General features: G+C 63.2%; 18 protein-coding genes. 11 read left to right on the top strand and 7 right to left on the bottom strand.

Annotated features, from left to right (window positions below):
- Positions 1–94: 94 nt before the first annotated feature.
- Positions 95–3,982 carry a phosphoribosylformylglycinamidine synthase gene (gene purL / locus PU634_RS10885; RefSeq protein WP_306760819.1) on the top strand — a complete coding sequence of 1,296 codons (3,888 nt, stop codon included), beginning with the start codon at positions 95–97 and terminating at the stop codon, positions 3,980–3,982.
- 147 nt (positions 3,983–4,129) lie between these two features.
- Positions 4,130–5,890, top strand: a complete 1,761-nt coding sequence (locus PU634_RS10880) for a putative bifunctional diguanylate cyclase/phosphodiesterase (protein WP_306760818.1) — start codon at positions 4,130–4,132, stop codon at positions 5,888–5,890.
- On the opposite strand, the gene PU634_RS10875 is transcribed toward PU634_RS10880, so the two are convergent.
- Positions 5,853–6,398 carry a YceB family lipoprotein gene (locus PU634_RS10875; protein WP_306760817.1) on the bottom strand — a complete coding sequence of 182 codons (546 nt, stop codon included), beginning with the start codon at positions 6,396–6,398 and terminating at the stop codon, positions 5,853–5,855. The two genes, PU634_RS10880 and PU634_RS10875, sit on opposite strands and share 38 nt — an antisense overlap.
- A gap of 73 nt (positions 6,399–6,471) precedes the next feature.
- Here PU634_RS10875 and cls point away from each other — a divergent pair, with 73 nt between their 5' ends.
- Positions 6,472–7,929: a cardiolipin synthase gene (cls, locus tag PU634_RS10870; RefSeq protein ID WP_306760816.1), complete on the top strand. Its 1,458-nt coding sequence runs from the start codon at positions 6,472–6,474 to the stop codon at positions 7,927–7,929.
- 68 nt (positions 7,930–7,997) lie between these two features.
- On the opposite strand, the gene PU634_RS10865 is transcribed toward cls, so the two are convergent.
- From PU634_RS10865 to radD, 4 genes are all read right to left on the bottom strand, one after another.
- On the bottom strand, positions 7,998–9,212 hold the full coding sequence (locus PU634_RS10865; RefSeq protein ID WP_306760815.1) for a pyridoxal phosphate-dependent aminotransferase: 1,215 nt from the start codon (positions 9,210–9,212) through the stop codon (positions 7,998–8,000).
- A gap of 264 nt (positions 9,213–9,476) precedes the next feature.
- A complete protein-coding gene (locus tag PU634_RS10860) occupies positions 9,477–9,740 on the bottom strand; it encodes a GrxA family glutaredoxin (RefSeq protein WP_306760814.1) in 264 nt (87 codons plus the stop codon).
- A 63-nt stretch (positions 9,741–9,803) separates the two neighbouring features.
- Complete coding sequence (gene dacB, locus PU634_RS10855) at positions 9,804–11,255, bottom strand: D-alanyl-D-alanine carboxypeptidase/D-alanyl-D-alanine endopeptidase (RefSeq protein WP_306760813.1); 1,452 nt, start codon at positions 11,253–11,255, stop codon at positions 9,804–9,806.
- A gap of 8 nt (positions 11,256–11,263) precedes the next feature.
- Positions 11,264–13,006, bottom strand: coding sequence for a DNA repair helicase RadD (radD, locus tag PU634_RS10850; protein ID WP_306760812.1), 1,743 nt, complete (start codon positions 13,004–13,006; stop codon positions 11,264–11,266).
- Positions 13,007–13,226: 220 nt separating this feature from the next.
- Here radD and fabV point away from each other — a divergent pair, with 220 nt between their 5' ends.
- Together fabV and PU634_RS10840 are read left to right on the top strand one after the other, a co-directional pair.
- Positions 13,227–14,426 (top strand): enoyl-ACP reductase FabV, encoded by a 1,200-nt coding sequence (gene fabV / locus PU634_RS10845; protein ID WP_306760811.1) that lies wholly within the window; start codon positions 13,227–13,229, stop codon positions 14,424–14,426.
- A gap of 150 nt (positions 14,427–14,576) precedes the next feature.
- On the top strand, positions 14,577–15,074 hold the full coding sequence (locus PU634_RS10840; protein ID WP_306760810.1) for an anti-virulence regulator CigR family protein: 498 nt from the start codon (positions 14,577–14,579) through the stop codon (positions 15,072–15,074).
- A gap of 15 nt (positions 15,075–15,089) precedes the next feature.
- On the opposite strand, the gene PU634_RS10835 is transcribed toward PU634_RS10840, so the two are convergent.
- Both PU634_RS10835 and PU634_RS10830 read right to left on the bottom strand, forming a co-directional pair.
- Positions 15,090–16,049, bottom strand: a complete 960-nt coding sequence (locus PU634_RS10835; protein ID WP_306760809.1) for a GGDEF domain-containing protein — start codon at positions 16,047–16,049, stop codon at positions 15,090–15,092.
- Positions 16,050–16,053: 4 nt separating this feature from the next.
- Entirely contained in the window at positions 16,054–17,055 is a 1,002-nt protein-coding gene (locus tag PU634_RS10830; protein ID WP_306760808.1) for a response regulator, read from the bottom strand.
- A 352-nt stretch (positions 17,056–17,407) separates the two neighbouring features.
- Between PU634_RS10830 and PU634_RS10825 the strand changes: the two genes are divergently transcribed.
- The 6 genes from PU634_RS10825 (at position 17,408) to PU634_RS10800 (ending at position 24,985) form a co-directional block, all read left to right on the top strand.
- Positions 17,408–19,174, top strand: a complete 1,767-nt coding sequence (locus PU634_RS10825) for a SulP family inorganic anion transporter (RefSeq protein WP_306760807.1) — start codon at positions 17,408–17,410, stop codon at positions 19,172–19,174.
- The gene (locus tag PU634_RS10820) at positions 19,171–19,626 is read left to right on the top strand and encodes a methyltransferase family protein (protein ID WP_306760806.1); all 456 of its coding nucleotides are present in this window, start codon (positions 19,171–19,173) and stop codon (positions 19,624–19,626) included. Before PU634_RS10825 ends, PU634_RS10820 begins: the two co-directional genes overlap by 4 nt.
- 353 nt (positions 19,627–19,979) lie before the next feature.
- Positions 19,980–20,936: a 23S rRNA pseudouridine(2604) synthase RluF gene (gene rluF / locus PU634_RS10815; protein WP_306760805.1), complete on the top strand. Its 957-nt coding sequence runs from the start codon at positions 19,980–19,982 to the stop codon at positions 20,934–20,936.
- 117 nt (positions 20,937–21,053) lie between these two features.
- The gene (gene ydiJ / locus PU634_RS10810) at positions 21,054–24,110 is read left to right on the top strand and encodes a D-2-hydroxyglutarate dehydrogenase YdiJ (protein ID WP_306760804.1); all 3,057 of its coding nucleotides are present in this window, start codon (positions 21,054–21,056) and stop codon (positions 24,108–24,110) included.
- Positions 24,111–24,226: 116 nt separating this feature from the next.
- The gene (locus PU634_RS10805) at positions 24,227–24,472 is read left to right on the top strand and encodes a GlsB/YeaQ/YmgE family stress response membrane protein (RefSeq protein ID WP_306760803.1); all 246 of its coding nucleotides are present in this window, start codon (positions 24,227–24,229) and stop codon (positions 24,470–24,472) included.
- Between the two features lie 87 nt (positions 24,473–24,559).
- Positions 24,560–24,985 (top strand): hotdog fold thioesterase, encoded by a 426-nt coding sequence (locus PU634_RS10800; RefSeq protein WP_306760802.1) that lies wholly within the window; start codon positions 24,560–24,562, stop codon positions 24,983–24,985.
- The last annotated feature ends 67 nt before the right edge of the window (positions 24,986–25,052 follow it).

Below are 25,052 nucleotides of genomic sequence, written 5' to 3'. Positions count from 1 at the left end.
GCGGCAAATCGGCGTCGACAGGGCAGGGGCGTAAACCTATAATAGCGCCAGTTTGAGAACCCCCCATACACTCACGCTTTGAGAATTAGCCACTATGGAAATACTGAGAGGCTCACCGGCCTTATCCGGTTTCAGAACCCAGGCGATCATCCGTCGTGCCCGGGATCAGGCGCTGCCGCTGTCCGCCATTGAAACCGAGTATGTGCACTTTGTCGCCCTGACCGCCGAGCTCGACGACGCGGGCCGGCAAACCCTGACTCAGCTGCTCGACAGCCCCGCTCAGGGCATTACGCCCGCCGCCGGAAGCCGCATGGTGCTGGTGACGCCCCGTCCCGGAACCCTTTCCCCCTGGTCGTCCAAGGCCACCGACATCGCCCGCAACTGTGGCCTGGCCCAGGTCAAGCGCATCGAGCGTGGCATTGTCTACCATCTGAGTTTCGAGCGTGAGCCCACCGAGGCCGAGCTGGCGGCGGTGAGCCACCTGCTGCACGACCGCATGACCGAAACCGCCTTCTCCAGCCTGGCCGAGGCCGAGTGCCTGTTTGCCGAAGCCGAGCCGGCGCCGCTGACTTCCGTGGATATTCTCGGCGGTGGCCGCACCGCCCTGGCCGAGGCCAACGTGCGCATGGGCCTGGCCCTGGCGGAAGACGAAATCGACTACCTGTTCGAGGGCTTCAGCAAGCTGGGCCGCAACCCCAACGACATCGAACTGTACATGTTCGCCCAGGCCAACTCGGAACACTGTCGTCACAAGATCTTCAACGCCGACTGGACCATCGACGGCGTCGAACAGCCCAAGTCGCTGTTCAAGATGATCAAGAACACCTTTGAGCAGGTGCCCGAGCACGTGCTCTCTGCCTATAAAGACAATGCCGCCGTCATGGCGGGCTCGCCGGCGGGGCGTTTCTTCCCCAGTCCCGAGTCGGGCGAATACCGCTACCATCAGGAAGACATTCACATTCTGATGAAGGTGGAAACCCACAACCACCCCACCGCCATCTCCCCCTATCCGGGGGCCGCCACCGGCTCCGGCGGCGAAATCCGCGACGAAGGCGCCACCGGCCGGGGCTCCAAGCCCAAGGCCGGTCTGGTGGGCTTCAGCGTGTCCAACCTGAAAATCCCCGGCTACCATCGCCCCTGGGAGCAGGACTTCGGCAAGCCCGAGCGCATTGTCAGTGCCCTCGACATCATGATCGACGGCCCTCTGGGCGGCGCCGCCTTTAACAACGAGTTCGGCCGTCCGGCCCTGCTCGGCTACTTCCGAACCTATGAAGAGCGGGTATCCAGCTTCAACGGCGAGGAAGTGCGCGGCTACCACAAGCCCATCATGATTGCCGGCGGCCTCGGCAACATTCGCGGCGAGCACGTGGAAAAGGGCGAAATTCCGGTGGGCGCCAAGCTGGTAGTGCTGGGTGGCCCGGCCATGAACATCGGCCTCGGCGGCGGCGCGGCGTCGTCCATGGCGTCCGGCCAGTCCAGCGAAGATCTGGACTTCGCCTCGGTGCAGCGGGACAACCCGGAAATGGAGCGCCGCTGCCAGGAAGTGATCGACCGTTGCTGGGCCCTGGGTGAGGACAACCCCATCGTGTTTATTCACGATGTGGGCGCCGGCGGCCTGTCCAACGCCATGCCCGAGCTGGTGAACGACGGCGACCGCGGCGGTCGCTTCAACCTGCGCGACATTCCCAATGACGAGCCGGGCATGAGCCCGCTGCAGATCTGGTGCAACGAATCCCAGGAGCGCTACGTGCTGGCGGTGGCCGAAGACCGGCTGGCCGAGTTCGAGGCTTTCTGCCGTCGGGAGCGGGCCCCCTATGCGGTGATCGGGGAAGCCACCGCCGAGCGTCATCTCAGCCTGTACGACGAGCACTTCGACAACCAGCCCATCGACATGCCGCTGGAGGTGCTGCTGGGCAAGCCGCCCAAGATGCAGCGGGATGTGGAAAGCAAGCAGCATCAGAGCCCGGCGCTGGATCTGCACGGCATCAACCTGAAGGACGCGGTCGAGCGGGTGATGACCCTGCCCACCGTGGCCGACAAGGGCTTTCTGATCACCATCGGCGACCGTACCGTCACCGGCCTGGTGGCCCGGGATCAGATGGTGGGCCCCTGGCAGGTGCCGGTGGCCGACTGTGCGGTCACCGCCGCCGCCTACGACACCTACGCCGGTGAGGCCATGTCCATGGGTGAGCGCGCCCCGGTGGCGCTGCTCGACTTCGCCGCCTCCGCCCGGCTGGCGGTGGCCGAGGCCATTACCAACATCGCCGCCACCGAGATCGGCGAGCTCAACCGCATCAAGCTGTCTGCCAACTGGATGTCCGCCGCCGGTCACCCCGGTGAAGACGCCGGTCTGTACGAAGCGGTCAAGGCCGTGGGGGAAGAGCTGTGTCCGGTGCTGGGGCTGACCATTCCGGTGGGCAAGGATTCCATGTCGATGAAGACCCGCTGGCAGCAGGACGGCGAAGAGCGCAGCGTGACCGCGCCGCTGTCGCTGGTGATCTCCGCCTTTGCCCGGGTCACCGACGTGCGCAGCACCGTCACCCCCTGGCTGCGTACCGATATGGGCGAGACCGACCTGATCCTGGTGGATCTGGGCAACGGCAGAAACCGCCTGGGCGCTTCCGCCCTGGCCCAGGTTTATCGTCAGCTGGGTGACAAGCCCGCCGATCTGGACGATGCCGAGCAGCTCAAGGGCTTTTTCAACGCCATGCAGGCGCTGGTGGCCGAGAAAAAACTGCTGGCCTATCACGACCGCGGCGACGGCGGTCTGTTCGTGACCCTGGCGGAAATGGCCTTTGCCGGCAACACCGGCCTGAATGTGGAGCTGGATCTGCTGGGTGGCGATCACCTGGCGGCGCTGTTCAGCGAAGAGCTGGGCGCCGTGCTGCAGGTGCGCCGCGAAGACAAGGAAGCGGTGCTCACCTGCCTGGCCGGTCACGGCCTGGCCGCCTGCACCCACGTGATTGGCGAGCCCAACGACGACGACACCCTGCGCCTGCTGGCCGACGGTGAAGAGCTCTATGCCGAATCCCGCACCGAGCTGCGCCGGTTGTGGTCCGAGACCAGCTACCGCATGCAGGCGCTGCGCGACAACCCGGAGTGCGCCCAGGCCGAGTTCGAGGCCAAGCTGGAAAGCAATCCCGGCCTGTCCGCGTCGCTCACCTTCGATCCGAAAGAAGACATCGCCGCGCCCTTTATCGCCAAAGGGGTGCATCCGAAAATGGCCATTCTGCGCGAGCAGGGCGTCAACTCCCACATGGAAATGGCCGCCGCCTTTGACCGGGCCGGCTTCAGCGCCATCGACGTGCACATGAGCGATCTGCAAAGCGGCCGCCTGCGGCTGGACGAATTCGCCGGCCTGGTGGCCTGTGGCGGCTTCTCCTACGGTGATGTGCTGGGTGCCGGCGGTGGCTGGGCCAAGAGCATTCTGTTCAACGAGGCGCTGCGCGCCCAGTTCGAGGCCTTCTTCCAGCGCGACGACAGTTTTGCCCTGGGCGTGTGCAACGGCTGCCAGATGCTGTCCCAGCTGCGGGATCTGATCCCCGGTGCCGGCCACTGGCCCGACTTTGTGCGCAATACCTCCGAGCGCTTTGAAGCCCGCTTCAGCCTGGTGGAAGTGCAGGACTCACCCAGCCTGTTCCTGTCCGGCATGGCCGGCTCCCGCCTGCCCATCGCCGTGTCTCACGGCGAGGGCCGGGTGCAGCCCAGGCGCGCCGACATCGCCACACTGGAGGCCAGCGGCACCATCGCCCTGCGCTATGTGGACAACCACGGCCAGGCCACCGAGCGCTATCCGTTCAACCCCAACGGCTCCGCCAACGGCATTACCGGCCTGACCAGCGAGGACGGCCGGGTGACCATCATGATGCCGCACCCGGAGCGGGTGTTCCGCACCGTGGCCAACTCCTGGCACCCGGACCACTGGGGCGAGGACGGCGGCTGGATGCGCATGTTCCGCAATGCCCGCAAGCAACTCGGCTGATTTGCCATTTGCAACTCATAATAAAAGGCCCGCAAATCGCGGGCTTTTTATTTGTCGTTTGAGTCTATATGATGAGGGCGCTCAAAAATAAAACATCGGGTTGCCCGGTTGCAAGGGACGCCTATAAAGCCAAGCAAGAGCGCGACGATGGATCAACACAACTGGTTACCACGGGGTGACGCCCCTGTGCCTGGAAGCACCTCGGCGCCCCGCCGGGCCCCGCCCGCCGGCTCCCTTACGCTGGCCCGGCAAGTCATGCAGTACACGCGGGAAGGCATTGTCATCATGGATGCCCGGGGACGGGTGCTGGAAGTCAACCCGGCCTTCTGCCACCACTGCGAGCTGGCCGCCACCGAGCTGGAAGGGCGCCACATCACTCAGGTGAGCAAGGGGCTGCACGAGGGCCGCTATTACCGTCGCATCTGGCAGCGGTTGCAGCTGCAGCAGCAGTGGGAGGGGGAGGTGGAGCATATTACCCGCCGCGGCGAGGTGGTTACGCACTGGCTGATGCTGCGGTTGATCCACGACGAGGCCGGCCGGATCACCCACATCGTCGGCATTCTCGACAACATCAGCCGGCTGCGCCAGTCGGAAGAGCGGCTCAGTTTTCTGGCTCACCACGACAGCCTTACCGGCACCGCCAACCGGGAGTTTCTGCTGAGCTGGTTTTCCCGCATTCGCGCTGATCTGGCCGCTAACGAGCAGCTGGCGCTGCTGTTTATCGATCTGGACCGGTTCAAGCCGATCAACGACGGCTTTGGTCATGGCGTGGGGGATCGGGTGCTCCAGGCGCTGGCCGAGCGACTGCAGCAAATGGTGGACGCCAATGAGATGGTGGCGCGCATTGGCGGTGACGAGTTTGTGATGGTGTGGCGCGATATTGACACCGAACAGACCCTGTTTGAGCGGGCCGCCAGGCTGCTGGAGCGGCTGGAGGCGCCGGTGCGGGTGGACCAGCACGAGCTCAGTGTGGGCGCCAGTGTGGGCATCAGCCTGTATCCTAAACACGGGCTGGAAATTGAAACCCTGCTGCGCTACGCCGACACCGCCATGTACGAGGCCAAAACCTACAGCCGGTCGCACATCGCCCTGTTCGACAGCGACAGTTTTGCGCAGCTGGAGCAGCGCGGCCGGCTGGCCGGGGATTTTCGCGCGGCCCTGGCGCAGGGGCAGCTGTTTCTGGAATATCAGCCGCGCATGGATCTGGCCAGCGGCACCCTGCCGGCGGTGGAGGCACTGTTGCGCTGGCACCACCCCACCCTGGGGCTGGTGGCCCCCGACGCCTTTTTGCCCGCGGCCCGGGATGCAGGCCTGCTGGGCCGGCTGGCGGAGTGGGTGTTTACCGAGGCGGCGCAGCAGCAGCGGCGCTGGCATGAGCTGGGCTGGCGCGGCCGCATCAGCCTGAACATGAGCGGACTGGAGCCGGAGCTGGAGCAGCCGCGCATTTTGCGGCTGATCGAGCTGTTGCGGGCCCGGGGCGTCAACCCGGCGGATTTTGAGCTGGAGCTGCGCAGCGATTTCATTATGCGCCGCAGTGAGTCCCTGCTCAGGGTGATCGAAGGCTTTCGTGCCGCCGGCATGGCGGTGTACCTCGACAACCTGGGCCATGGCCGGTTTCGGTTCGATATTCTGAAGGGGTTGCCGGTGGACGGCATCAAGCTGGATCGGGGGCTGCTGACCGAGCCGCTCGACGCCTTTGATCGGTCGGTCATTCAGGCATTGCTGTTGCTGGCACACACCCTGGGGCTCAATACCGTGGCCTGTGGTGTGGAAAGCGCCGGCCAGCTGGCTTTTTTGCGTGAGCACGGCTGCCGGCAGGTGCAGGGGGAATGGCTGGCCGGCCCGCTGGCCTCCGAGCGGGTGCCGGGCTTTATTCCAGCCCTTCCAGGGTCAGCCGTCCCGGGCTGATCGACAGGCTCAGGGGGCTGTTTTTCAGCCGTTGCTGCAGGGGATCCTGTTCGTTCAGGCGGTATACCGGGTAGCGTGACAGGTAATCGGCCAGGCTCTGCAGCAACAGCGGCAGCACAAAGCCGGCCTGGGGGCTGGCGTCGTTGTTGTTGAGGCGATACCCCAGCAGCTCGAATTCGTCCAGATACAGGGCGCCCTGCTCGCTGTCAAAGCGCGGCCGGGCGCTGAAGTCGCCGCTGATGTCCCAGTCATGCAGCACGCCGCCCTGCTCCAGGCTGACCAGTCCCCGGCCCGATACCCGCGCCTTGTCGGCCTCCTCCCGCCCCAGGGCCACCTGAATGTCTTCAATGCGTACGCCGGCCTTGAGCCAGTCGCCCAGGCTGACCGGAAACTCCCGGCCCAGCTGAGTGGCCAGCTGGCGGTTGAGCTGCTGCTCGGAAAGGGTCAGGGTCTGTGCCGCAAGGGCCGTACTTATCCCAAAAAGGATGAAAAACAATATACTTTTCATAGTCCTGTACTCATGATGCGAAGAGACCTTTGCTACAGTTTGCCCCCTTCATTCCAAAAGGAGCAAGGCGTTTTTGAACGACTATATCTATACCGTTGCCGGCTGGCTGCTGTTTGCGGCCCACACCAGCCTGGTGGTGGGCGTGACCTTCAGGGTGATCATGAAGCGCCGGCCGGTGGGGGTCTCCCTGGCCTGGCTGGCGCTGATTTTTGCCATTCCGGTGCTGGGCGTGGCCACCTATATTCTGTTCGGGGAAGTGCGCCTGGGGCGCAAGCGGGCAGAGCGGGCCCGGGCCATGTACCGGCCCCACGCCGACTGGATCAATGTGCTGGTCACGCGTTTTCCCGGCCAGCAGTTTGAGGTGAGCGATCAGGTCAGGCCCATTTACGAGCTGGTCAAGGCCCGTTTCAACATGCCCATGCTGAGCGGCAACGGCATGACCCTGCTGCAGCAGCCGGCAGACATTCTGAGCTCGCTGCGCATGGACATAGAGCGGGCGCGCAGCTCCTGCTATCTGGAGTTCTATATCTGGCACCAGGGCGGCATGGCCGACGGCATTGCCCATGCGCTGATGGCGGCGGCCCGGCGCGGGGTGGACTGCCGGGTGCTGCTGGACTCGGTGGGCAGCGCCGACTTCTTTCGCAGCCGCTGGCCGGCGCGGCTGAAGGAAGCCGGGGTCAAGGTGGTGGAAGTGCTGCCGGTGGGGGCCTTTCGCGTGCTGTTTGAGCGTCAGGATCTGCGCATGCACCGCAAGCTGGTGGTGATCGACGACGATGTGGCCTACACCGGCTCCATGAACCTGGTGGATCCTGCCTGCTTCAAGCAGGATGCCGGCGTAGGCCAGTGGGTGGATATCATGCTGCGCATTCGCGGGCCCATTGTGCCCATTATCTGGTCGTTGTTTGTGTGGGACTGGGAAATGGAAACCGGGGAGCGGCTGCTGGAGCAACTGGAATACCACCCCATCAGTTGCCTGGATAACCAGCTCAAGCTGCAACTGCTGCCGTCGGGCCCCTTTATGGGTGGCGACGCCATTTCCCAGAGCCTGCTCTGTGCCGTGTATCAGGCACGGCGCCGGCTGGTGCTGATCACCCCCTATTTCGTACCGGACGATCCCCTGGTGGCGGCGCTGTGCTCCGCCGCCGACCGGGGGGTTGAGGTGCAGTTGCTGTTGCCGGCGAAAAACGACTCGCGCATGGTCAACCACGCCTGCAACGCCTTTTTTGACGAACTGCTGCATGCCGGGGTGGAAATCCACCTGTATTCCGCCGGCCTGCTGCACACCAAGTGCGTGCTGGTGGATCACCAGTTCGCCCTGGTGGGCACGGTGAACCTGGACCGGCGCAGCTTCTGGCTGAATTTTGAAATGACCCTGCTGATAGACGATGGCCAGGCCATGGGGGAGCTGTTGCAGCTGGCCGACCGCTACCTGGCGGATGCCCGGCCGCTGTCGTGGCTGGAGTGGCGGCAGCGGCCGCTGCGCAAGCGGCTGCTGGAAAACCTGTTTTATCTGCTCAGCCCGTTGCTGTAAGAGCTGGTGAGGAGAGAGGGGTAAGGAGGACGGACTCCTTACCCCTTACTCCTCACCCCTCACCGGGATTACTGCTGGTAATGCTTGAGGAAGCGGGCGATACGCTCGACGGCGTCGGTGATGTCGTCGACCCGGGGCAGGGTGACCAGGCGGAAGTGATCCGGTTTCGGCCAGTTGAAGCCGGTGCCCTGCACGATCAGCATTTTTTCCTGCAACAGCAGGTCATACACCATCTTCTGATCGTCCTTGATGTTGTACACCTTGGGATCCAGTTTGGGGAACATGTAGATGGCGCCCTTGGGCTTGACGCAGCTCACTCCCGGAATTTCGTTCAGCAGCTCCCAGGCCCGGTCGCGCTGGCGGCGCAGCCGGCCGCCGGGCAGCACCAGCTCGTTGATGCTCTGGTAACCGCCCAGTGCCGCCTGAATGCAGTGCTGCATGGGCACGTTGGCGCACAGCCGCATGGAGGAGAGCATTTCCAGCCCTTCAATATAGCCTCTGGCCTGGTGCTTGGGTCCGCTCAGCATCATCCAGCCCTGGCGAAAGCCGGCGGCGCGGTAGCTTTTCGACAGGCCGTTGAAGGTGGCCACCAGCACGTCGTCGCACAGGGTGCATACCGAGTGGTGAGCCACGTCGTCGTAAAGAATTTTGTCGTAGATTTCGTCGGCGAAAATAATCAGCTTGTTCTGGCGGGCGATTTCGATCACCTCCAGCAGAAACTCGCTGCCGTATACGGCGCCGGTGGGGTTGTTGGGGTTGATCAGCACTATGCCCTTGGTGCGCGGGCTGATCTTGGATTTGATGTCGTCCAGATCCGGGTACCAGTCGGCCTGCTCGTCGCACATGTAGTGCACGGCCTTGCCGCCGGACAGGGTCACGGCCGCGGTCCACAGCGGGTAGTCGGGCGCCGGCACCAGAATTTCGTCACCGTTGTTGAGCAGCGCCTGCATGGCCATCACGATCAGCTCGGACACGCCGTTGCCGATGTAGATGTCGTCCAGATCCGTGGTGCGCAGTCCCTTTTGCTGGTAGTACTGCATCACCGCCTTGCGTGCCGAAAACAGCCCCTTGGAGTCGCAATACCCCTGGCTGGTGGGCAGGTTGAGAATGGCGTCCTTCAGCAGCTCTTCCGGCGCGTCAAAACCGAACGGCGCCGGGTTGCCGATGTTGAGCTTGAGAATACGGTGTCCTTCGTCTTCAAGGCGGCGGGCTTCCTTGTGAACGGGTCCGCGAATGTCGTAACAGACGTTGTCCAGCTTGTGGGATTTTTCTACGGAATGCATGGGTGTTTACGGCCTCGGAATCATACGGCTGCCCGGTGGGGCGAAACCGGCAACGGCCGGTCCGGCCCCGGTTGCAACGGAAATCCGGTCCGCTGGCGGGCAGTACCATTCAGGTAATGGGACCCATGATGGAGCTTTGGCCGCCGAATGAAAAGAGGCAAAAGGGGAGCCTGAACGAAAAAAATTCTGAAAACGGTGATTTTTCAGCAAGGTTGGCGGGAAAGACACCAAAAGGCGGCCGGGCGGCCGCCCCGGACGGCACGCTTACTGATACAGGCCCAGGTGCTCTCTGGCGTGGGCTTCAAAATCGGTGAAACCGCCGATGTGCTGCTGGTCGAGGAAAATCTGCGGCACGGTTTCCACCGGTTTGCCCACGGTTTTTTCCAGATCCGCCTTGGAAATGCCCTCGGCGTGAATGTCCACATAGCGGTACTTGAAATCGTCCCGTTCGCTGGAGAGTTTTTCCGCCAGATCCTTGGCGCGGACGCAGAAGGGACAACCGGGACGACCAAAAATCACTGCAAACATGCTGTTCTCCTTTTTTGTTGACGGGCGGCAGTATAGGGCAAGCCGGCACTGCCGCGAAAATCGTTAATTGCTGGGGGATTGATTGGCACTGGCAATGGATGCCCGTTGCATGACCCCTTCCAGCCAGTCCCGCTCGAAGCGCCGCGCCGGCCATTCCAGCGCGCCTTCGGCCATGGCCTGCTCCTGTTCCGGAGTCAGCGACAGGCCGTTTTGCAACAGTACAAAGGCCTTGCGCTCGCCCTGGGGGGTATCGATAAAGCCTGCCAGGTTCTGCACATGGGCAATGGTACCGGTCTTGGCGGTGATCCTGCCCTTCAGCGCCGGGCTCAGCACGCTCTTGCGGTAGCGCAGGGTGCCGCTTTCGCCGCTGACCGGCAGCCGGGCCATCAGCCACTGGGCGCGTGGGTCGCGGCTGATGGTAAGCAGCACCGCCAGCAGATCCTTCGCCCGCAGCAGGTTGTGGGCCGAGAGGCCGGAGCCGTCGGCCAGCCAGGCCGGCCCCAGATCGATATTGGCCTGTTCTTTCAGAATGTCACGCACCGCCCGGGTGCCATTACGAAAGCTGCCGGGCTGGCCAAAGTGCGTGGCCCCAAGAGTACGCAGCAGGCTGTCGGCATAGAGATTGTCGGAGTGCACCAGGATCTGTTCGGCCAGTTCCGCAAAAGGCGGTGAACGGTGGCGGCCGAGCACCGGCCAGTCGGCGGCGTTCAGCTGGCTGCCTTCAATATGGCCCGAGAGGGTAATGCCGGCCTGTTGTAGCGCCCAGAGAGTGAGCTGCTCGCCCCAGGCGGTGACGTCCTGAATGGCAAAGCGCAGCGGCCAGGGCTCCTGGCGCGGGCCGATACAGCCGGTAAGGTGGTAGCGGTTGGGGGGGCTCATGTCGAGCTCCAGCGAGCAAAATTGTTGCTCGCGCTCGGCCTTGTTCAGCACCGCCACCTCGGCGCTGACGCTGATCGGCTGGTGCGACGGCACCGTGGCCCGGGCCGGCTGTCCCGAGCGGGCGTAGAGGGCGCCTTGCACGCAGTTGCGATCCAGGATCAGCGCCGCCGCCGGCGCCGTATAGCAGACCCCCAGATCGTTCCACGACCAGCCGTTGCCCCGGTCGTAGCCGGCAAAGCGGTACTGGTTTAGCAGCACCCGGCCGCTGACATGGCGAATGCCGCTGTGGCGCAGCAGGCCGGCGAGCTGCTCCCGGGTGAAAGTGGGATCGCCGCCAAAGTCGATCAGCAAATCGCCGTCGAGCCGGCCCTGCTGCAGCTCGCCCCGGTAGCGAAGTGGGGTGGTATAGCGCCAGTCCGGCCCCAGTGCCAGGGCGCCGGCCAGCACGGTGACCAGCTTCTGGGTGGAGGCGGGCTTCATCAGCAGTTCACTCTGGTGGCTGAGCTCCACCTCGCCGCTGCCGGCATCGGCCAGCATCCAGGCGCTCTGGCTGTGCTCGGGCGGGGCCGACGCCATGGCGGTGGTGGCATACACGGCTGCCAACAAGGCAGAAAAAATCGTCGCAAACAGTTTCATCGGCTCTTCTACAAGGCATGGGCGGTGCGAAACCGGCCCTGATAATCAAAAATGGTTTCCCGGACCTGCCAGCCGCGCTTGTGGGCCCGGGCGATGACAAAGTCCGGGTGGCGAAAACGACCGGCGGCGGCCAGCACCTGCTCCAGCCCGGCAAAGTCGGGCTCGGTGCCCGGCGCCGGCCAGTGCGGGCGCACAAATTCCCGGTAAAAACGGCCCTTGGGACCCTTGGCGTCGAAAGCATACCATGTGTGCAGCTCGGTGCCGTCCTCGTCGTGGTAGGTGACCTTCAGCGCCGGGCCGTATTTGCCGTTGGCGGCCTCAAGGGTGAGGCCGGCGCAGCGCAGCACCAGGGCATCCTTCAGCGCCAGGGCGTCCTTCAGTTTTTTGTCCGGATCCACCAGTACCTCGCCGCAGTCGTGGCACTGGCGGGCGGCGATGTCGTTTTCCGCCAGGCACTGGGGGCAGCTTTTAAAGCGAAAGCGGTAGCCACATTCTTCCCGCCCGCCGTCTTCGTCTTCAAACAGCCCCTGGCAGCGGCGGCCAAAGTGCTCCAGCACCCGGCCCTCGGCGTCGGTCCTGCCCCAGAAGATATTGGCAAAGCCGCAGGCGGGGCAGGGCACCTGCACCTGGGTGGTGTCGGGGTTGGGCCTGGGCTCGCCCACTTCCGGGGCGAAGATGTCCATGTTGTTGCCGGCGTAATCCAGCACCAGGCAGTCGGTCTTGCCCGGACTGAGCCGCAGGCCCCGGCCGATGATCTGCTGGTACAGGGCCACCGACTGGGTGGGCCGCAAAATGGCGATCAGATCCACATGGGGAGCGTCAAAGCCGGTGGTAAGCACCGCCACGTTCACCAGAAACTTGAGCTCTTTGGCCTTGAAGCGGGCAATGATAGCGTCCCGCTCCGGCCCCGGCGTGTCGCCGGTCACCAGGGCGGTGTGCCCGGGGGGCAGCAGGCCGGCCACCTCGCTGGCGTGGCGCACGGTGGCGGCGAAGATCATCACGCCCTGGCGGTCTTCGGCGTAGTCCTTGATCTGCTCCACCACATGGGGCGTGACCCGGGGCTGGCGGGCCAGCTCCCGCTCCAGCGCCTGCTCGGTAAACAGGCCCTGCTCATACAGCCGGGAAAAGTCGTAATGCACCACGGGGGCGTCCACCAGCTCGGGTGGACACAGGTAGCCCTGCTTGATCATCAGTCTGAGCGGCAGCTCAAACAGGCAGTGTTCAAAAAAGCGCGGGCCCCGGCTGCGCACCATGCCATGGTGGTGGGTGCGGTAAATCCAGCCCAGCCCCAGCCGGTAGGGGGTGGCGGTGAGTCCCAGCACCTTGAGCGCCGGATTGCCGGCGCGCAAATGATTGATGACCTGGGCGTACTGGCTGTTGTCGTCGTCGGAGACCCGGTGGCACTCGTCGATGATCACCAGGCTGAAGCCGCTGAAGGCCTTCAGGTTGCGGGCCACCGACTGCACCGAGCCAAACACCACCTGGCGGCTGCTTTCCCGGCGCTTGAGCCCGGCGGAGAAGATATCTGCTTCCACCCCGTAGGCCTGATACTTGGCGTGGTTCTGCTCCACCAGCTCGCGCACGTGGGCCAGCACCAGCACCCGGCCGCGGGCGAGGCGCGCCAGCTCGGCGATCACCAGGCTCTTGCCGGCGCCGGTGGGCAGCACCAGCACCCCGGGCTCGCTGTGGCGGCGAAAATAGGCAAGGGTGCGGTCAACCGCCTCCTGCTGATAGGGACGTAACGTAAACATGCTTTGTTCCTTCAGAACTGTGAGGAGGGAGGTGTTAGGGGTGAGGAGAAGAAAAAAAGAAGGTACCTTCGGCGCAAGAGCTGCTGGGGGCGTGTTACTCTTCTCACCCCTCACCCCTCACCCCTCACCCCTCACGCTTTAACACGTTGGGCCTCACATTTGCCCCGGAATAGGGTATCTTTAGCCCCTATTCTTTGTAATAACCGAGGCAACCATTTCTATGATCATCAAACCCAAGGTTCGTGGCTTTATCTGCACCACCACCCACCCGGTCGGCTGTGAGGCGAATGTACGTGAGCAGATCGCCTACGTCAAAGGCAAGGGCAAACTGGAGCAGGGGCCGAAAAAGGTGCTGGTGATCGGCGCGTCCACCGGTTACGGCCTGGCTTCACGCATCAACGCCGCCTTCGGCAGCGGCGCTGCTACCATAGGTGTGTTCTTTGAAAAGCCGGGCACCGACAAAAAGCCGGGCACCGCCGGCTGGTACAACGCCGCCGCCTTTGACAAGGCCGCCAAGGAAGAAGGCCTGTACGCCAGGAGCATTAACGGCGATGCCTTCTCCAACGAGTGCCGCGAAAAAGTCATCGAGCTTATCAAGCAGGATCTGGGCGAAGTCGACCTGGTGGTGTACTCCCTGGCCTCGCCGGTGCGCAAGCTGCCCGACACCGGTGAAGTAGTGCGCTCCGCCCTCAAGCCCATCGGCGAGCCCTACAAGTCCACCGCCCTGGACACCAACAAGGACGTGCTGGTGGAAGCCGTGGTGGAGCCGGCCAACGAGCAGGAAATTGCCGACACCATCAAGGTGATGGGCGGTCAGGACTGGGAACTGTGGATGAACGCCCTGGAAGAGGCCGGCGTGCTGGCCGAGGGCGCCAAGTCCGTGGCCTATTCCTACATCGGCACCGATCTCACCTGGCCGATCTACTGGCACGGCACCCTGGGCAAGGCCAAGGAAGATCTGGACCGCGCCGCCCACGCCATCGACAGCAAGCTGAAAGCGCGCGGTGGCAACGCCCATGTGGCGGTGCTCAAGTCGGTGGTAACCCAGGCGTCTGCCGCCATTCCGGTGATGCCGTTGTACATTTCCATGGCCTTCAAGGTGATGAAGGAGCAGGGCATTCACGAAGGCTGCATCGAGCAAATTCAGCGTCTGTTCTGCGATCGCCTCTACAGCGGTCAGCCGGCCCCGGTGGATGAGCAGAACCGTCTGCGTCTGGACGACTGGGAGCTGCGCGACGAAGTGCAGAACGCCTGCCGCGAGATCTGGAAACAGGTGCAGGACGACAACATCTACCAGCTCACCGACTATCAGGGCTACAAGGACGAATTCCTGCGCCTGTTCGGGTTCGGCCTGAAGGGAGTGGATTACGACGCCGACGTGGATACTCAGGTCGACTTCGATGTGATTGAACTGGCCTGAGCCCGACCCTTTTGCATAACGCCAAAGCCCCGTTACGGGGCTTTTTTGTGTGTGTTTGACAATATCCGTCTCGGTGCGACCGGCCGGCCATGGTCAGGCGGGCCCGGCGGCGCTAGGGTTAATAACATCTTTAACGGCAGGAGAGCCGCCATGAACAAGCATACCCTGATCGCGTCACTGTTATTGGCCGGGCTGGCGCTGCCGGCCCAGGCCCAGCCGCCCGAAGGCAAGGGGCCGGATCATGCCCCCGGCCGGCACAAGGAGCCAAAAGAGCAGAAATGGCAGCGGGAAGAGGGCCGTCCGCATGAGGCAGGGTACGAACACCGCGAGGAGCACCGCGACTACCGTCAGGACCGGCGCCATGAGCGGGAGCTGCACATTGATGATCTGGTGCTGCGCCGGCTGTTCCGCGAGCACAGGGACTGGCTCGACCACGATGGCCGGCGCAGCCTGCCGCCGGGCATTGCCAAGAACCTGCGCCGGGGCAAGCCGTTGCCACCGGGCATTGCCAGGCAGTTTGACCCGCGGCTGAGAGCGCGCCTGCCCTACTACGAAGGCTACGAGTGGCGGCGGGTCGACAACAAGGCGGTGCTGGTGGATCTGGCCACCGAAAACGTGCGTTACATTCTCGAGGACATTCTCAACTGAGCCGGCAGGAGCCGCTCAGTCGTCAAGGGCGCACACGCGGTTGCGCCCTTCCCGTTTGGCCTGGTACAGCGCCCGGTCGGCCCGCTCCAGCCACTCCTGGGCAGTGGCCGTGGCGGGGGTGAGCGAGGCCATGCCCATGCTGATGGTATAACGCAGTAACTGGCCATGGGTGTCGACCCTGGCATCGGCAATGGCGCGGCGCAGCCGTTCGCTGATCACGCCGGCGCCTTCCAGGTCGGTCTGGGGCAGGATCAGGCCGAACTCTTCCCCGCCGTAGCGACCGGCCACGTCGGCATCGCGCAAGCAGCCCTGGATCAGCGCCGCGGCATGGCGGATCACATCGTCACCTGCCGGGTGGCCATGGCTGTCGTTGATGCGCTTGAAGTGGTCGATGTCGAGCATCACCAGCGTGCAGGGCTGGCGATAGCGGCGGTAACGGGCAAACTCGGTATGCAGCAGGCTTTCCCAACTGCCCCGGTTGAGCAGGCCGGTGAGCCGGTCGGTGCGGCTCAGGCGCGACAGTTGCTTGTTGGCCTGCTCCAGCGCCAGCTTGCTGGTGGCCACGTCGGTCACGTCATACACCATCAGGCACACGCGACGTATGTGTCCGTCCGGGTCGGCCAGCGGATGTATGGTCAGGTTCTGAAACATGTAGTCGTGGGTGCCGGTAATGGGCCGGGTGCTGCGAAAGCGAAACAGCCAGGGCCGCTGTTCCCAGCTGGTAAAGGTACGGGTGTTGAGGGTGACCACGGTATCCACCTTGCGCCTGAGCCACTGTTCGGGCAGTTCCGGAAACAGGCTGAACAGGTTCTGGTCGCGCACATGGGTGGAGCTCAGGCCGCTGTGGTTTTCCATAAAGCCGTTCCACAGCTCGATGCGGTACTCGCAGTCCAGCACCACCAGGCCGATGTCGACCGACTCCAGCATGTCGACCAGCCAGTGAAAGTCGCGGGGGCTCTGTGCCGTCAGTGCCATGGGGTTACTCCGTCAGGTAGGCGAGATTCTGCTCCAGCCGGCTGACCGAGGCCTCGGTCAGCAGCACCAGCAGGTTGCAGTGGATCTGGTGTTGTTCCAGGGCATAGGGGATCTCGATGCACAGCAACTGTTCATGCTTGTTGCTGTGGTGTTCCAGCAGGGTGGTAATGGGCTGGTGGCGGCCCAGCACGGTGGGCTGGCCCAGCCCCAGGCGCACATCGAGCTGATCCCCCAGGCCCTTGAGAAAGGCGCCGAACAGTATGCTGGACATGTCCATCAGCACCTCCACGTCGGGTGCCGAGGTGTCCGACGGGGCGTGGTGCAGCAGGCGGGCCATTTCCTCCATGCCGCTGTCGGAAAACAGCAGCAGCGCCTCGCCGGAAATGCCGGCGCCCACAAAGCCCTGGCACACGGCGGAAAAACCGCCGTCGTCATCGGCGGCAGAAATGGCCATGCTGAGTTCGGTGCGGGCAATGTGGGCCACGCGGGGCACCGGCTGGCGCACAAACACATCCAGCAGCCGGGCCAGCAGATCCGAGGCCCGGCCCATGGCGATGTTGGCCACTTCCTGCAGGTAGTCGCACAGCTCCAGAGAGGCATCCGGGCTGGCGGCAACAATGGCGGCCTGTTGCTCTCCGGGGTGATAAAGGCCGTAGCGGCGCAGCAGCGTGGTCAGCTCGGTGGTGTCTATTGGCTTGGCGATAAACGCCATGGCGCCCAGGGTCTGCACCCGCTCCCGGGCCCTGGGCTGAATGTCGGCAGACACCACCAGGGTCAGCACCTCCAGGCCTTCAGCGCGAATGGCCTCGAGCACGCCAAAGCCATCCAGCTCCGGCATGTTCAGGTCGAGCAGCAGCAAATCAAAGGCACGCTGGCGCAGCATGGCCAGCGCCGCCTTGCCGTGTTCGGCAAAGTGCAGCTCTGTGTCCCAGTCCGGGGGCAGGGCGCGGGCCATTTGTTTACGGGCCACAACGGAGTCGTCGCAGATCAGTATGTGAGTGGTCATGCCGGGGTCTGATGTCCTGATGGCAGTCCCTTCCGTGGGACGCTGAGAAGCCAATTTAACCACAGACTTGATGGGTACAAAAGCGCGTAAAATGCTGGCGACCACAAAAAACCGGAACAGGCACGACGGCCGCGGCAAATGGAGGGCTGCAAGCCAAACAGCCCGGCTGGCTGTATTCGGCACCGGCTTGGCGCTATAGTCTCGCGCCGGCTCCGGCGCAGGCTGGCGCGGGAGACGGTCTGGTTATTATATAACCAGCTGAAAAGCAAGACTTTCTATTGTGAATTCCGGGGTGGCGCGCCATATTGAAGCATAGGGAGCGCCGCTCGCTGCAGGGGATGATGAATTAACGATGCGGGATTTATTTACTCTGGCTCGCTGGATGCCGGGCCTGGTGAGCTTGCTGAATTATCGCCGTGACTGGCTGACGGCGGACGTGCGTGCCGGTCTGTCGGTGGCCGCCGTGGCGCTGCCGGTGGCCATTGCCTATGCCGAGCTGGCGGGGGTGAGTGCGGTGGTGGGCCTGTACTCGTGCATGCTGCCCATGGTGGCCTATGCCCTGTTTGGCACCTCGCGCCAGCTGATCGTGGGGCCGGACGCGGCCACCTGCGCGGTGATCGCCGCCGTGGTAACGCCCCTGGCCGCCGGTGACGCCACCCGCCACTGGCAGCTGGTGATGACCATGACCGCCATGACCGGCCTGTGGTGCCTGGTGGCAAGCTATTTTCGCCTCGGGGTGCTGGCGGACTTTCTGTCCCGGCCCATTCTGCTGGGCCTGCTCAACGGCGTGGCCATCACCATCATGGTGGGGCAGTTGTCGCGGATTTTCGGTTTTACCTTTGACGAGTCCCAGCTGATCGAGCGCCTGGCGGCCACCCCGGACTACTTGGCGCTGGTGCACTGGCCCACTCTGGGGGTGAGTGCCCTGACCCTGAGCCTGATGCTGTTGTGTCGGCGTTTTCGTCCGCTCTGGCCCAGCAGCCTGCTGGCGCTGACGGTGGCGGCGACCCTGCTGTGGTTGCTGGGGCCGAACCAGCCCGGCATTGAGGTGGTGGGCAACCTGAGCGGCGGGCTGCCGGAGTTTCAGTTGCCGGAGTTTCCCCCCGGGCTGATGCGGGATCTGGTGATGCCGGCGCTCAACCTGGCCATGGTGAGCTTTGTGTCCATGATGCTCACCGCCCGCAGCTTTGCCGCCCGCAATGGCTATGACATAGACGCCGACCAGGAATTCCGTGCTCTGGGGGTGGCCAATCTGGCTTCGGCCATCTCTCAGGGGTTTGCCATCAGCGGCGCCGACTCCCGTACCGCCGTGAACGATGCCAACGGCGGCAAAAGCCAGATGGTGTCCGTGGTGGCCGCCGGGGTGATCGCCCTGGTGACCTTTTTCCTGACCGCGCCCCTGCAGTACATTCCCTCGGCGGCCCTGGGGGTGGTGCTGGTGATGGCGTCCTGGTCGCTGATCAACCTGCGCGGCCAGTGGGCACTGCGCAAGTCCGACATGGCCGCCTTCTGGCTGGCCTGGATCACCTTTGTCAGCGTGCTGTTCATGGGAGTGATCCCGGGTATTACCCTGGCGGTACTGTTGGGGCTGTTCCAGTTTTTGCGCAATGTAATGCGGCCCACGGATCAGCTGATGGGCATAAACGAGGAAGGAGTGGTGCACACCCTGGGGCGCAACGAGGAGGTGAAGGCCATCGCCGGCGTGCTGATCTACCGCTTCAATTCGCCGCTCACCTACTTTAATGCCTCCTATTTCAAGCGCCGGGTGCTGTCGTTGATCGGCAACGAACAGGCCCAGCCCAACTGCCTGATCATCGATGCGGTGTCCTGTTTTACCCATCAGGACATCAGCGTGATGAGTGTGGTGGGGGAGCTGCACAAGGAGCTGAAGCGGCGTGGCATCCACATGGTGATGGCGGGCCGTCGCAGCCAGATGACCCACTGGTTGCAGCAGGCGGGCATTCGAGTGGGAGAAGAAGGCATACTGGTGTACCCGGATCTGTATGAAGCCCTTCGTATGACCCGCAGCTACCTTGTTGCATCCTCGCCCGACGAGCGTCAGAGCCGTAATGACAGCGCAGCGCCGGCCGGAACCGGGGCGCTCAGGAGCGAGGCATGAACCGGGCGCGATGGCTGCTGTGGCTGCCACCCCCTGCCGTGGCGGCGCTGGTGGCCCTGTTAATGTGGTCGCTCGCCGGACAATGGCCCGGTGCCTTCTGGCCACGCTGGCTGGCATGGGGACCTCTGCTGGCCGGGCTGGCGCTGATGCTGCTGGCGGCTCGGGCCCTGCACCGGGCACACACCACCCTGTTGCCCTTTGCGCCCGAGCGGGCCAGCCGGCTGGTGACCTCGGGCGTGTTTGCGTATTCCCGCAATCCCATTTATCTGGGAGACGCCTTATTGCTGCTGGCCTTTGCGCTCTGGCTGCAAAGCTGGCCGGCCCTGCCGGGGCCGGTATTGTTTGTGGCTTACATGAACCGGGTGCAGATAAGCGCCGAGGAGCGGGCCCTGCATGCCCGCTTTGGAAAAGCCTTTGCCGACTACTGCGCTCGGGTACGGCGCTGGTTGTGACCGTTAAGTACATAATCTGAGCGAGCGTAACGCGAAGCATCAGTGCGGTTGCACTACGCCGACACGCTTCGGTGAAGGCCACTCACTAAAAAACCTGCTGCGAACATTGACTATGTTCGCAGCAGGTTGAAACATTTGAGTGACATGTCATTACAGCGTGCCGGTGAAGTAGTGCCCTTTGACCGACGAATGTGCACAAACGTACAAGCGATACGGCTTCCTTTCATGAAGCGACTGCCAGCTCTTGCGGGGTGGGGGGCGGAGCCTTACACTGGCGCGCTTTGGCCAGGCCTGCTCGTGAACAGCCCTCGCCCGGCTGTTTTGTTATGACCACCGAAAGGGAGCCTGAGCCCATGACCGCAGACAATGGCGATACCCGCCTGAACAAATTCATCAGTGAAACCGGCATCTGCTCCCGACGGGAAGCCGACCGGCTGATTGAGCAGGGGCTGGTCAGGGTGAACGGCGAGGTGGCCGGCATGGGCGTGAGGGTCAGCGATGCTGATGACATCACCGTGCGCGGCAAACCGCTGCGCGCCAAACCCAGGGCGGTGTATCTGGTGTACAACAAGCCCATCGGCATCACCTGCACCACCGACCGCGCCATTCCCGACAATATTGTGGATGCGGTCAACTACCCTGCCCGTATCTTTCCCATCGGCCGGCTCGACAAGCCGTCCTGCGGGCTGATTTTGCTCACCAACGACGGCGATATCGTCAACAAGATACTGCGCGCCGGCAATGCCCACGAGAAAGAATATATCGTGTCCATGGACAAGCCCATTACCGATGACTTTGTCGCCAAAATGGCGGCGGGCGTGCCCATTCTCGAGACCGTGACCAAGCCCTGCAAGGTGCGCAAAATCGGCCCCAGAACCATTAATATCATTCTGACCCAGGGACTGAACCGGCAGATTCGGCGCATGGCCGAGTATCTCGACTACCGGGTGACCAGTCTGAAGCGGGTTCGCATCATGAACATTCGGCTCGGCAACCTCAAGCCGGGTGAATGGCGCTATGTCAGCGAGGACGAGCTTCAGCTGATTAACCGCATGATCGCCGGCTCCAGCAAGACCGAGGAAGCCTCGGTGCTGGCGCAGCCCAGGGCCGCCCGCAAGGGGCCTCGCAAACCTGCCGCTCAGGGTCAGCGCCGGCCGGCCAATGGTGAGCGACAAAAGCCCAAAGACTCAGAGCAGAAGAGCGGCACCGGCCGCCATAAGCGCCGTGAAGGCTCAGAGGGCAGCAAGCCCGGTGGCTCCCGCATTGAGCGCTGGAAGGCACCCTCGTCGGGCCGGGGCAAAAAGGCCTGAGGCAACCTCTTTACCTGAAGATGTCCAGACGTCTTTCGAGACTCGCTCAAACGGAGTGCCGGTGTATAATGGCCGCCACTTCGGGCGATTTCGACAAGGACAAAGGGGACGCAGGTCATGATCCCAAGGTTAGCGCTGCCACAGCAAACAACCCCCATCTACCACTCATTTCTTGAGGCACTGGCCGACAGCGGCTTTCGCGGCGACATAGAGCGCAGCTATGCCAGCCGGCTGGCGGTGGCCACCGACAACAGCGTGTATCAGTGTCTGCCCCAGGCGGTGGTGTTTCCGCGCTCATCCCAGGATCTGGTGGTGATGCTGACCCTGGCCGCGAAAGATGCCTACAGAGACATTCGCTTCTCGCCCCGGGGGGGCGGTACCGGCACCAACGGCCAGTCCCTGAACGACAATATCGTGGTGGACCTGTCCCGGCACATGACCCAGCTGCTGACCCTGGACGCCGGTGGCCGCCGGGTGCGCATTCAGACCGGCATGGTCAAGGACCGGCTCAACCAGCTGGTGGCGCCTCACGGCCTGTTCTTTTCGCCGGATCTCTCCACCAGCAACCGGGCCACCGTGGGCGGTATGATCAATACCGACGCCTCCGGTCAGGGCTCGCTGGTGTATGGTAAAACCTCGGATCACGTGCTGGGCGTCACCGCCGTGCTGGTGGACGGCACCCTGATTGAAACCGGCCCGGTGTCCGGCGAGGCGCTGAATAAAAAGCTGGAGGAAGACAGCCAGGAAGGGGAGCTGTATCGCTGCGTGTATCAGAGCGTCACCGGCCACGCCGAGGAAATTGAGCGGCGCTTTCCCAAACTGAACCGCTTTCTCACCGGCTACGATCTCAGGCATGTCTACGACCAGGCCAGCCACACCCTGGATCTGACCCGCATTCTGTGCGGCTCGGAAGGCTCCCTGGCCTTTATCACCGAGGCCTGGCTGGATCTGACCCCCATTCCCAACTACCGCACTCTGGTCAACGTCAAGTACGACAGCTTTGAGTCGGCCCTGCGCAACGCCCCCCTGATGGTAGAAGCCAGGGCGCTGTCGGTGGAAACTGTCGACTCAAAGGTGCTCAATCTGGCCCGGGAAGACATTGTCTGGCATTCGGTAAGCGATCTTATTCAGGATGTGCCCGGCAAGGTCATGGACGGCTTGAACATGGTGGAATATGCCGATCAGGATGAGACCGCCCAGCGGGAAAAAGTCGAGGCCCTGTGTGCCCGCCTCGACGGCCTGATTGAACGGGGCGAGGCCGGCGTCATCGGTTATCAGGTATGCGACGATCTGGCGTCCATCAACCGCATCTACGGCATGCGCAAAAAGGCGGTGGGGCTGCTCGGCAACGCCAAGGGCCGCAAAAAGCCGGTGGCCTTTGTGGAGGACACCGCCGTGCCCCCGGAGCATCTGGCCGACTACATTATGGAATTCCGCCAGTTGCTCGACGACCACGGCCTGCAATACGGCATGTTCGGCCATGTGGACGCCGGCGTGCTGCATGTACGCCCGGCCCTGGACATGACCGATCCGGAGCAGGAAGTGATGCTGCGGCGCATTTCCGACAAGGTGAACGCGCTTACCGCCAAATACGGCGGCCTGATGTGGGGCGAGCACGGCAAGGGCTTTCGCTCCGAATACAGCCCCACCTTTTTTGGCGAGGTGCTGTTTACCGAGCTGCGTCGCATCAAGTCGGCCTTTGATCCCTTTAACCGGCTGAATCCGGGCAAGATCTGCACGCCGCTGGACAGCCTGGAGCAGCTGGTGTCGGTGGACGCCACCAAGCGCGGCTATTTCGACCGGCAGATCCCGGTGCACGTGCGCGACGGCTTTACCCAGGCCATGGACTGCAACGGCAACGGCCTGTGTTTCGACTTTGACGTGCGCTCACCCATGTGCCCGTCCATGAAGCTCTCCGCCGACCGCCGTCATTCGCCCAAGGGCCGGGCCGGCCTGGTGCGGGAATGGCTGCGCCAGCTCTCGGCCCAGGGCTTTGATCCCATGGCCGGCGAGGCTGCAGTGCAAAGCCGGGGCACCAGCGTCAAGGACATGGTGCTCAGAGTGAAAAACACCCTGGACAAGCGCCGGGGTGAGTATGACTTCTCCCATGAGGTGAAAGAGGCCATGGACGGCTGCCTGGCGTGCAAGGCCTGCTCCAGCCAGTGCCCGATCAAGGTGGATGTACCCACCTTCCGCGCCCGCTTTCTGCAGCTGTATTACCAGCGTTACCAGCGCCCGCCCCGGGATTATCTGGTGTCCTGGGTGGAGACCTATACTCCCTGGATGGCCAAGGCGCCGGGGCTGTTTAACCCCGTCATGAAGCACAAGTGGCTGCAGGGCGGTACCGCTTCATTGCTGGGCATGGTGGACATGCCGCAACTGAGCCAGCCATCGCTCAAGGCGCGCCTCGGCAAGGGCCCGGCGGCGCAGTTCGATCTGGAACAACTGCAGGCGCTGAGCGAGCAGGAAAGGGCGAAAACCCTGCTGGTGGTGCAGGATCCCTTTACCTCCTTTTACGATGCCGGCGTGGTGCACGATCTGGTGCGCCTGGCCACGGCACTGGGCTTTAACCCCGTGGTGCTGCCGTTCAAACCCAATGGCAAGCCGGCCCACGTAAAGGGCTTTTTGCGCCGCTTTGCCGCCATGGCTGCCGACAGCGCCCAGTTCCTCAACCGGCTGGCCCGGCTCAATATTCCCATGGTGGGGGTGGATCCGTCGCTGGTGCTCTGTTACCGGGACGAATACGCCAAGGTGCTGGGCCCGGCCCGGGGCGACTTTGAGGTGTTGCTGCCCCAGGAATGGCTGCTCAGCGTGCTGGAGCAGGTGCCGGCCCGCGAGCCGAGCGGCGAGCCCTGGCACCTGTTTGCCCATTGCACCGAGAAAACCGCCAAGCCCACCACCCATCAGGACTGGAGCCGCATTTTTGCCCATCTGGGCGCCAAACTGAACGCCGTGCCTGTGGGCTGCTGCGGCATGGCCGGTACCTATGGCCATGAGCGGGAGCACGCCGAGGGCTCACGCTCGCTGTTCGCCATGAGCTGGGCCGAGCCCCTGAGCAAGTTGCCCAGAGAGCGCTGCCTGGCCACCGGCTTTTCCTGTCGCAGCCAGGTCAAACGCATCGAAGGTGAAGGCCTTCGCCATCCGCTGCAGGCCTTGCTAAGCTTGTTGGCCTGAGGCTGAGGTGAGGGAAAGGCGTGAGGAGTGAGGGGAAACACACTGGCTCTGCCAACTCGGTGTTGTGCTCCTCACCTCTTACTCTTCACCCCTCACCAATGGGATAAGGAGCGTGTATGGGATTACTCTGGGGATTGATTATTGGTGGCCTGGCCGGCTGGATCGCCGGCAACCTGACCCGAGGCGGCGGTTTTGGTCTGCTCGGTAACATCATTGTCGGCCTGGTGGGCGGCTTTCTTGGCGGTGTGCTGTTCCGCCTGCTGGGCCTGGCGGCTACCGGCATGATCGGATCCTTGGTGATGTCGGTGATAGGTGCCGTGCTGCTGATCTTTATTGTCGGCAAAATCAAAGGCCGACGTTAAGAACAGGGACTGGGGAATAGGGACCAGGGACTAGAACGCCCTGTTCTTAGTCTCCAATCACTAATCCCCAGTTCCGAGCAGTTAAATATGTGGAAACGTGAATTTACGCTGGACAGTTTGAACCAACTGTCGGAGAATACGCTCGCAGCCCAGTTGGGCATGACCTTTTGTGAAGTGGGTCACGATTATTTGCGCGGTACCATGCCGGTAGACCATCGTACTCATCAGCCTCTTGGCATGTTGCATGGCGGCGCGAGTGTCGCGTTTGCCGAGACCCTGGGTTCAATAGCTGCCAATATGTGCGTTGAAGCGGGTTTTTATTGCGTTGGGCAGGAAGTTAACGCAAATCACGTCCGCGCCAAACGAAGCGGCCTGGTAACAGGAACCGCACGTCCCCTCCATTTGGGCGCGACGACACAAGTCTGGCAGATCGACATCCATGACGAGCGTGACCGCCTGGTATGTACCAGCCGGTTGACCATGGCGGTGTTGAGACAAAAACGGCCAGATTAGCCTTGTGTATTCATGTGTGACACCTTTCGTGTGAAGGAAAGCCCTCACTTCGAGTGAGTAGGGCTGT

Source organism: Oceanimonas pelagia (assembly GCF_030849025.1).
GTDB lineage: Bacteria > Pseudomonadota > Gammaproteobacteria > Enterobacterales > Aeromonadaceae > Oceanimonas > Oceanimonas pelagia.
The sequence above is the reverse complement of the archived record's forward strand: the minus strand, read 5'-3'. Positions and strand labels throughout refer to the sequence as shown.

What these genes read in the sequence shown, in the direction of transcription:
- PU634_RS10840 (WP_306760810.1), top strand. Translation starts at nt 14,577, where the DNA reads ATGAACAAGCATACCCTGATCGCGTCACTGTTATTGGCCGGGCTGGCG.
- PU634_RS10875 (WP_306760817.1), bottom strand. Translation starts at nt 6,398, where the DNA reads ATGAAAAGTATATTGTTTTTCATCCTTTTTGGGATAAGTACGGCCCTT.
- PU634_RS10800 (WP_306760802.1), top strand. Translation starts at nt 24,560, where the DNA reads ATGTGGAAACGTGAATTTACGCTGGACAGTTTGAACCAACTGTCGGAG.
- PU634_RS10820 (WP_306760806.1), top strand. Translation starts at nt 19,171, where the DNA reads ATGAACCGGGCGCGATGGCTGCTGTGGCTGCCACCCCCTGCCGTGGCG.
- radD (WP_306760812.1), bottom strand. Translation starts at nt 13,006, where the DNA reads ATGTTTACGTTACGTCCCTATCAGCAGGAGGCGGTTGACCGCACCCTT.
- PU634_RS10835 (WP_306760809.1), bottom strand. Translation starts at nt 16,049, where the DNA reads ATGGCACTGACGGCACAGAGCCCCCGCGACTTTCACTGGCTGGTCGAC.
- dacB (WP_306760813.1), bottom strand. Translation starts at nt 11,255, where the DNA reads ATGAAACTGTTTGCGACGATTTTTTCTGCCTTGTTGGCAGCCGTGTAT.
- PU634_RS10880 (WP_306760818.1), top strand. Translation starts at nt 4,130, where the DNA reads ATGGATCAACACAACTGGTTACCACGGGGTGACGCCCCTGTGCCTGGA.
- fabV (WP_306760811.1), top strand. Translation starts at nt 13,227, where the DNA reads ATGATCATCAAACCCAAGGTTCGTGGCTTTATCTGCACCACCACCCAC.
- PU634_RS10865 (WP_306760815.1), bottom strand. Translation starts at nt 9,212, where the DNA reads ATGCATTCCGTAGAAAAATCCCACAAGCTGGACAACGTCTGTTACGAC.
- PU634_RS10805 (WP_306760803.1), top strand. Translation starts at nt 24,227, where the DNA reads ATGGGATTACTCTGGGGATTGATTATTGGTGGCCTGGCCGGCTGGATC.
- PU634_RS10825 (WP_306760807.1), top strand. Translation starts at nt 17,408, where the DNA reads ATGCGGGATTTATTTACTCTGGCTCGCTGGATGCCGGGCCTGGTGAGC.
- PU634_RS10830 (WP_306760808.1), bottom strand. Translation starts at nt 17,055, where the DNA reads ATGACCACTCACATACTGATCTGCGACGACTCCGTTGTGGCCCGTAAA.
- rluF (WP_306760805.1), top strand. Translation starts at nt 19,980, where the DNA reads ATGACCGCAGACAATGGCGATACCCGCCTGAACAAATTCATCAGTGAA.
- PU634_RS10860 (WP_306760814.1), bottom strand. Translation starts at nt 9,740, where the DNA reads ATGTTTGCAGTGATTTTTGGTCGTCCCGGTTGTCCCTTCTGCGTCCGC.
- ydiJ (WP_306760804.1), top strand. Translation starts at nt 21,054, where the DNA reads ATGATCCCAAGGTTAGCGCTGCCACAGCAAACAACCCCCATCTACCAC.
- purL (WP_306760819.1), top strand. Translation starts at nt 95, where the DNA reads ATGGAAATACTGAGAGGCTCACCGGCCTTATCCGGTTTCAGAACCCAG.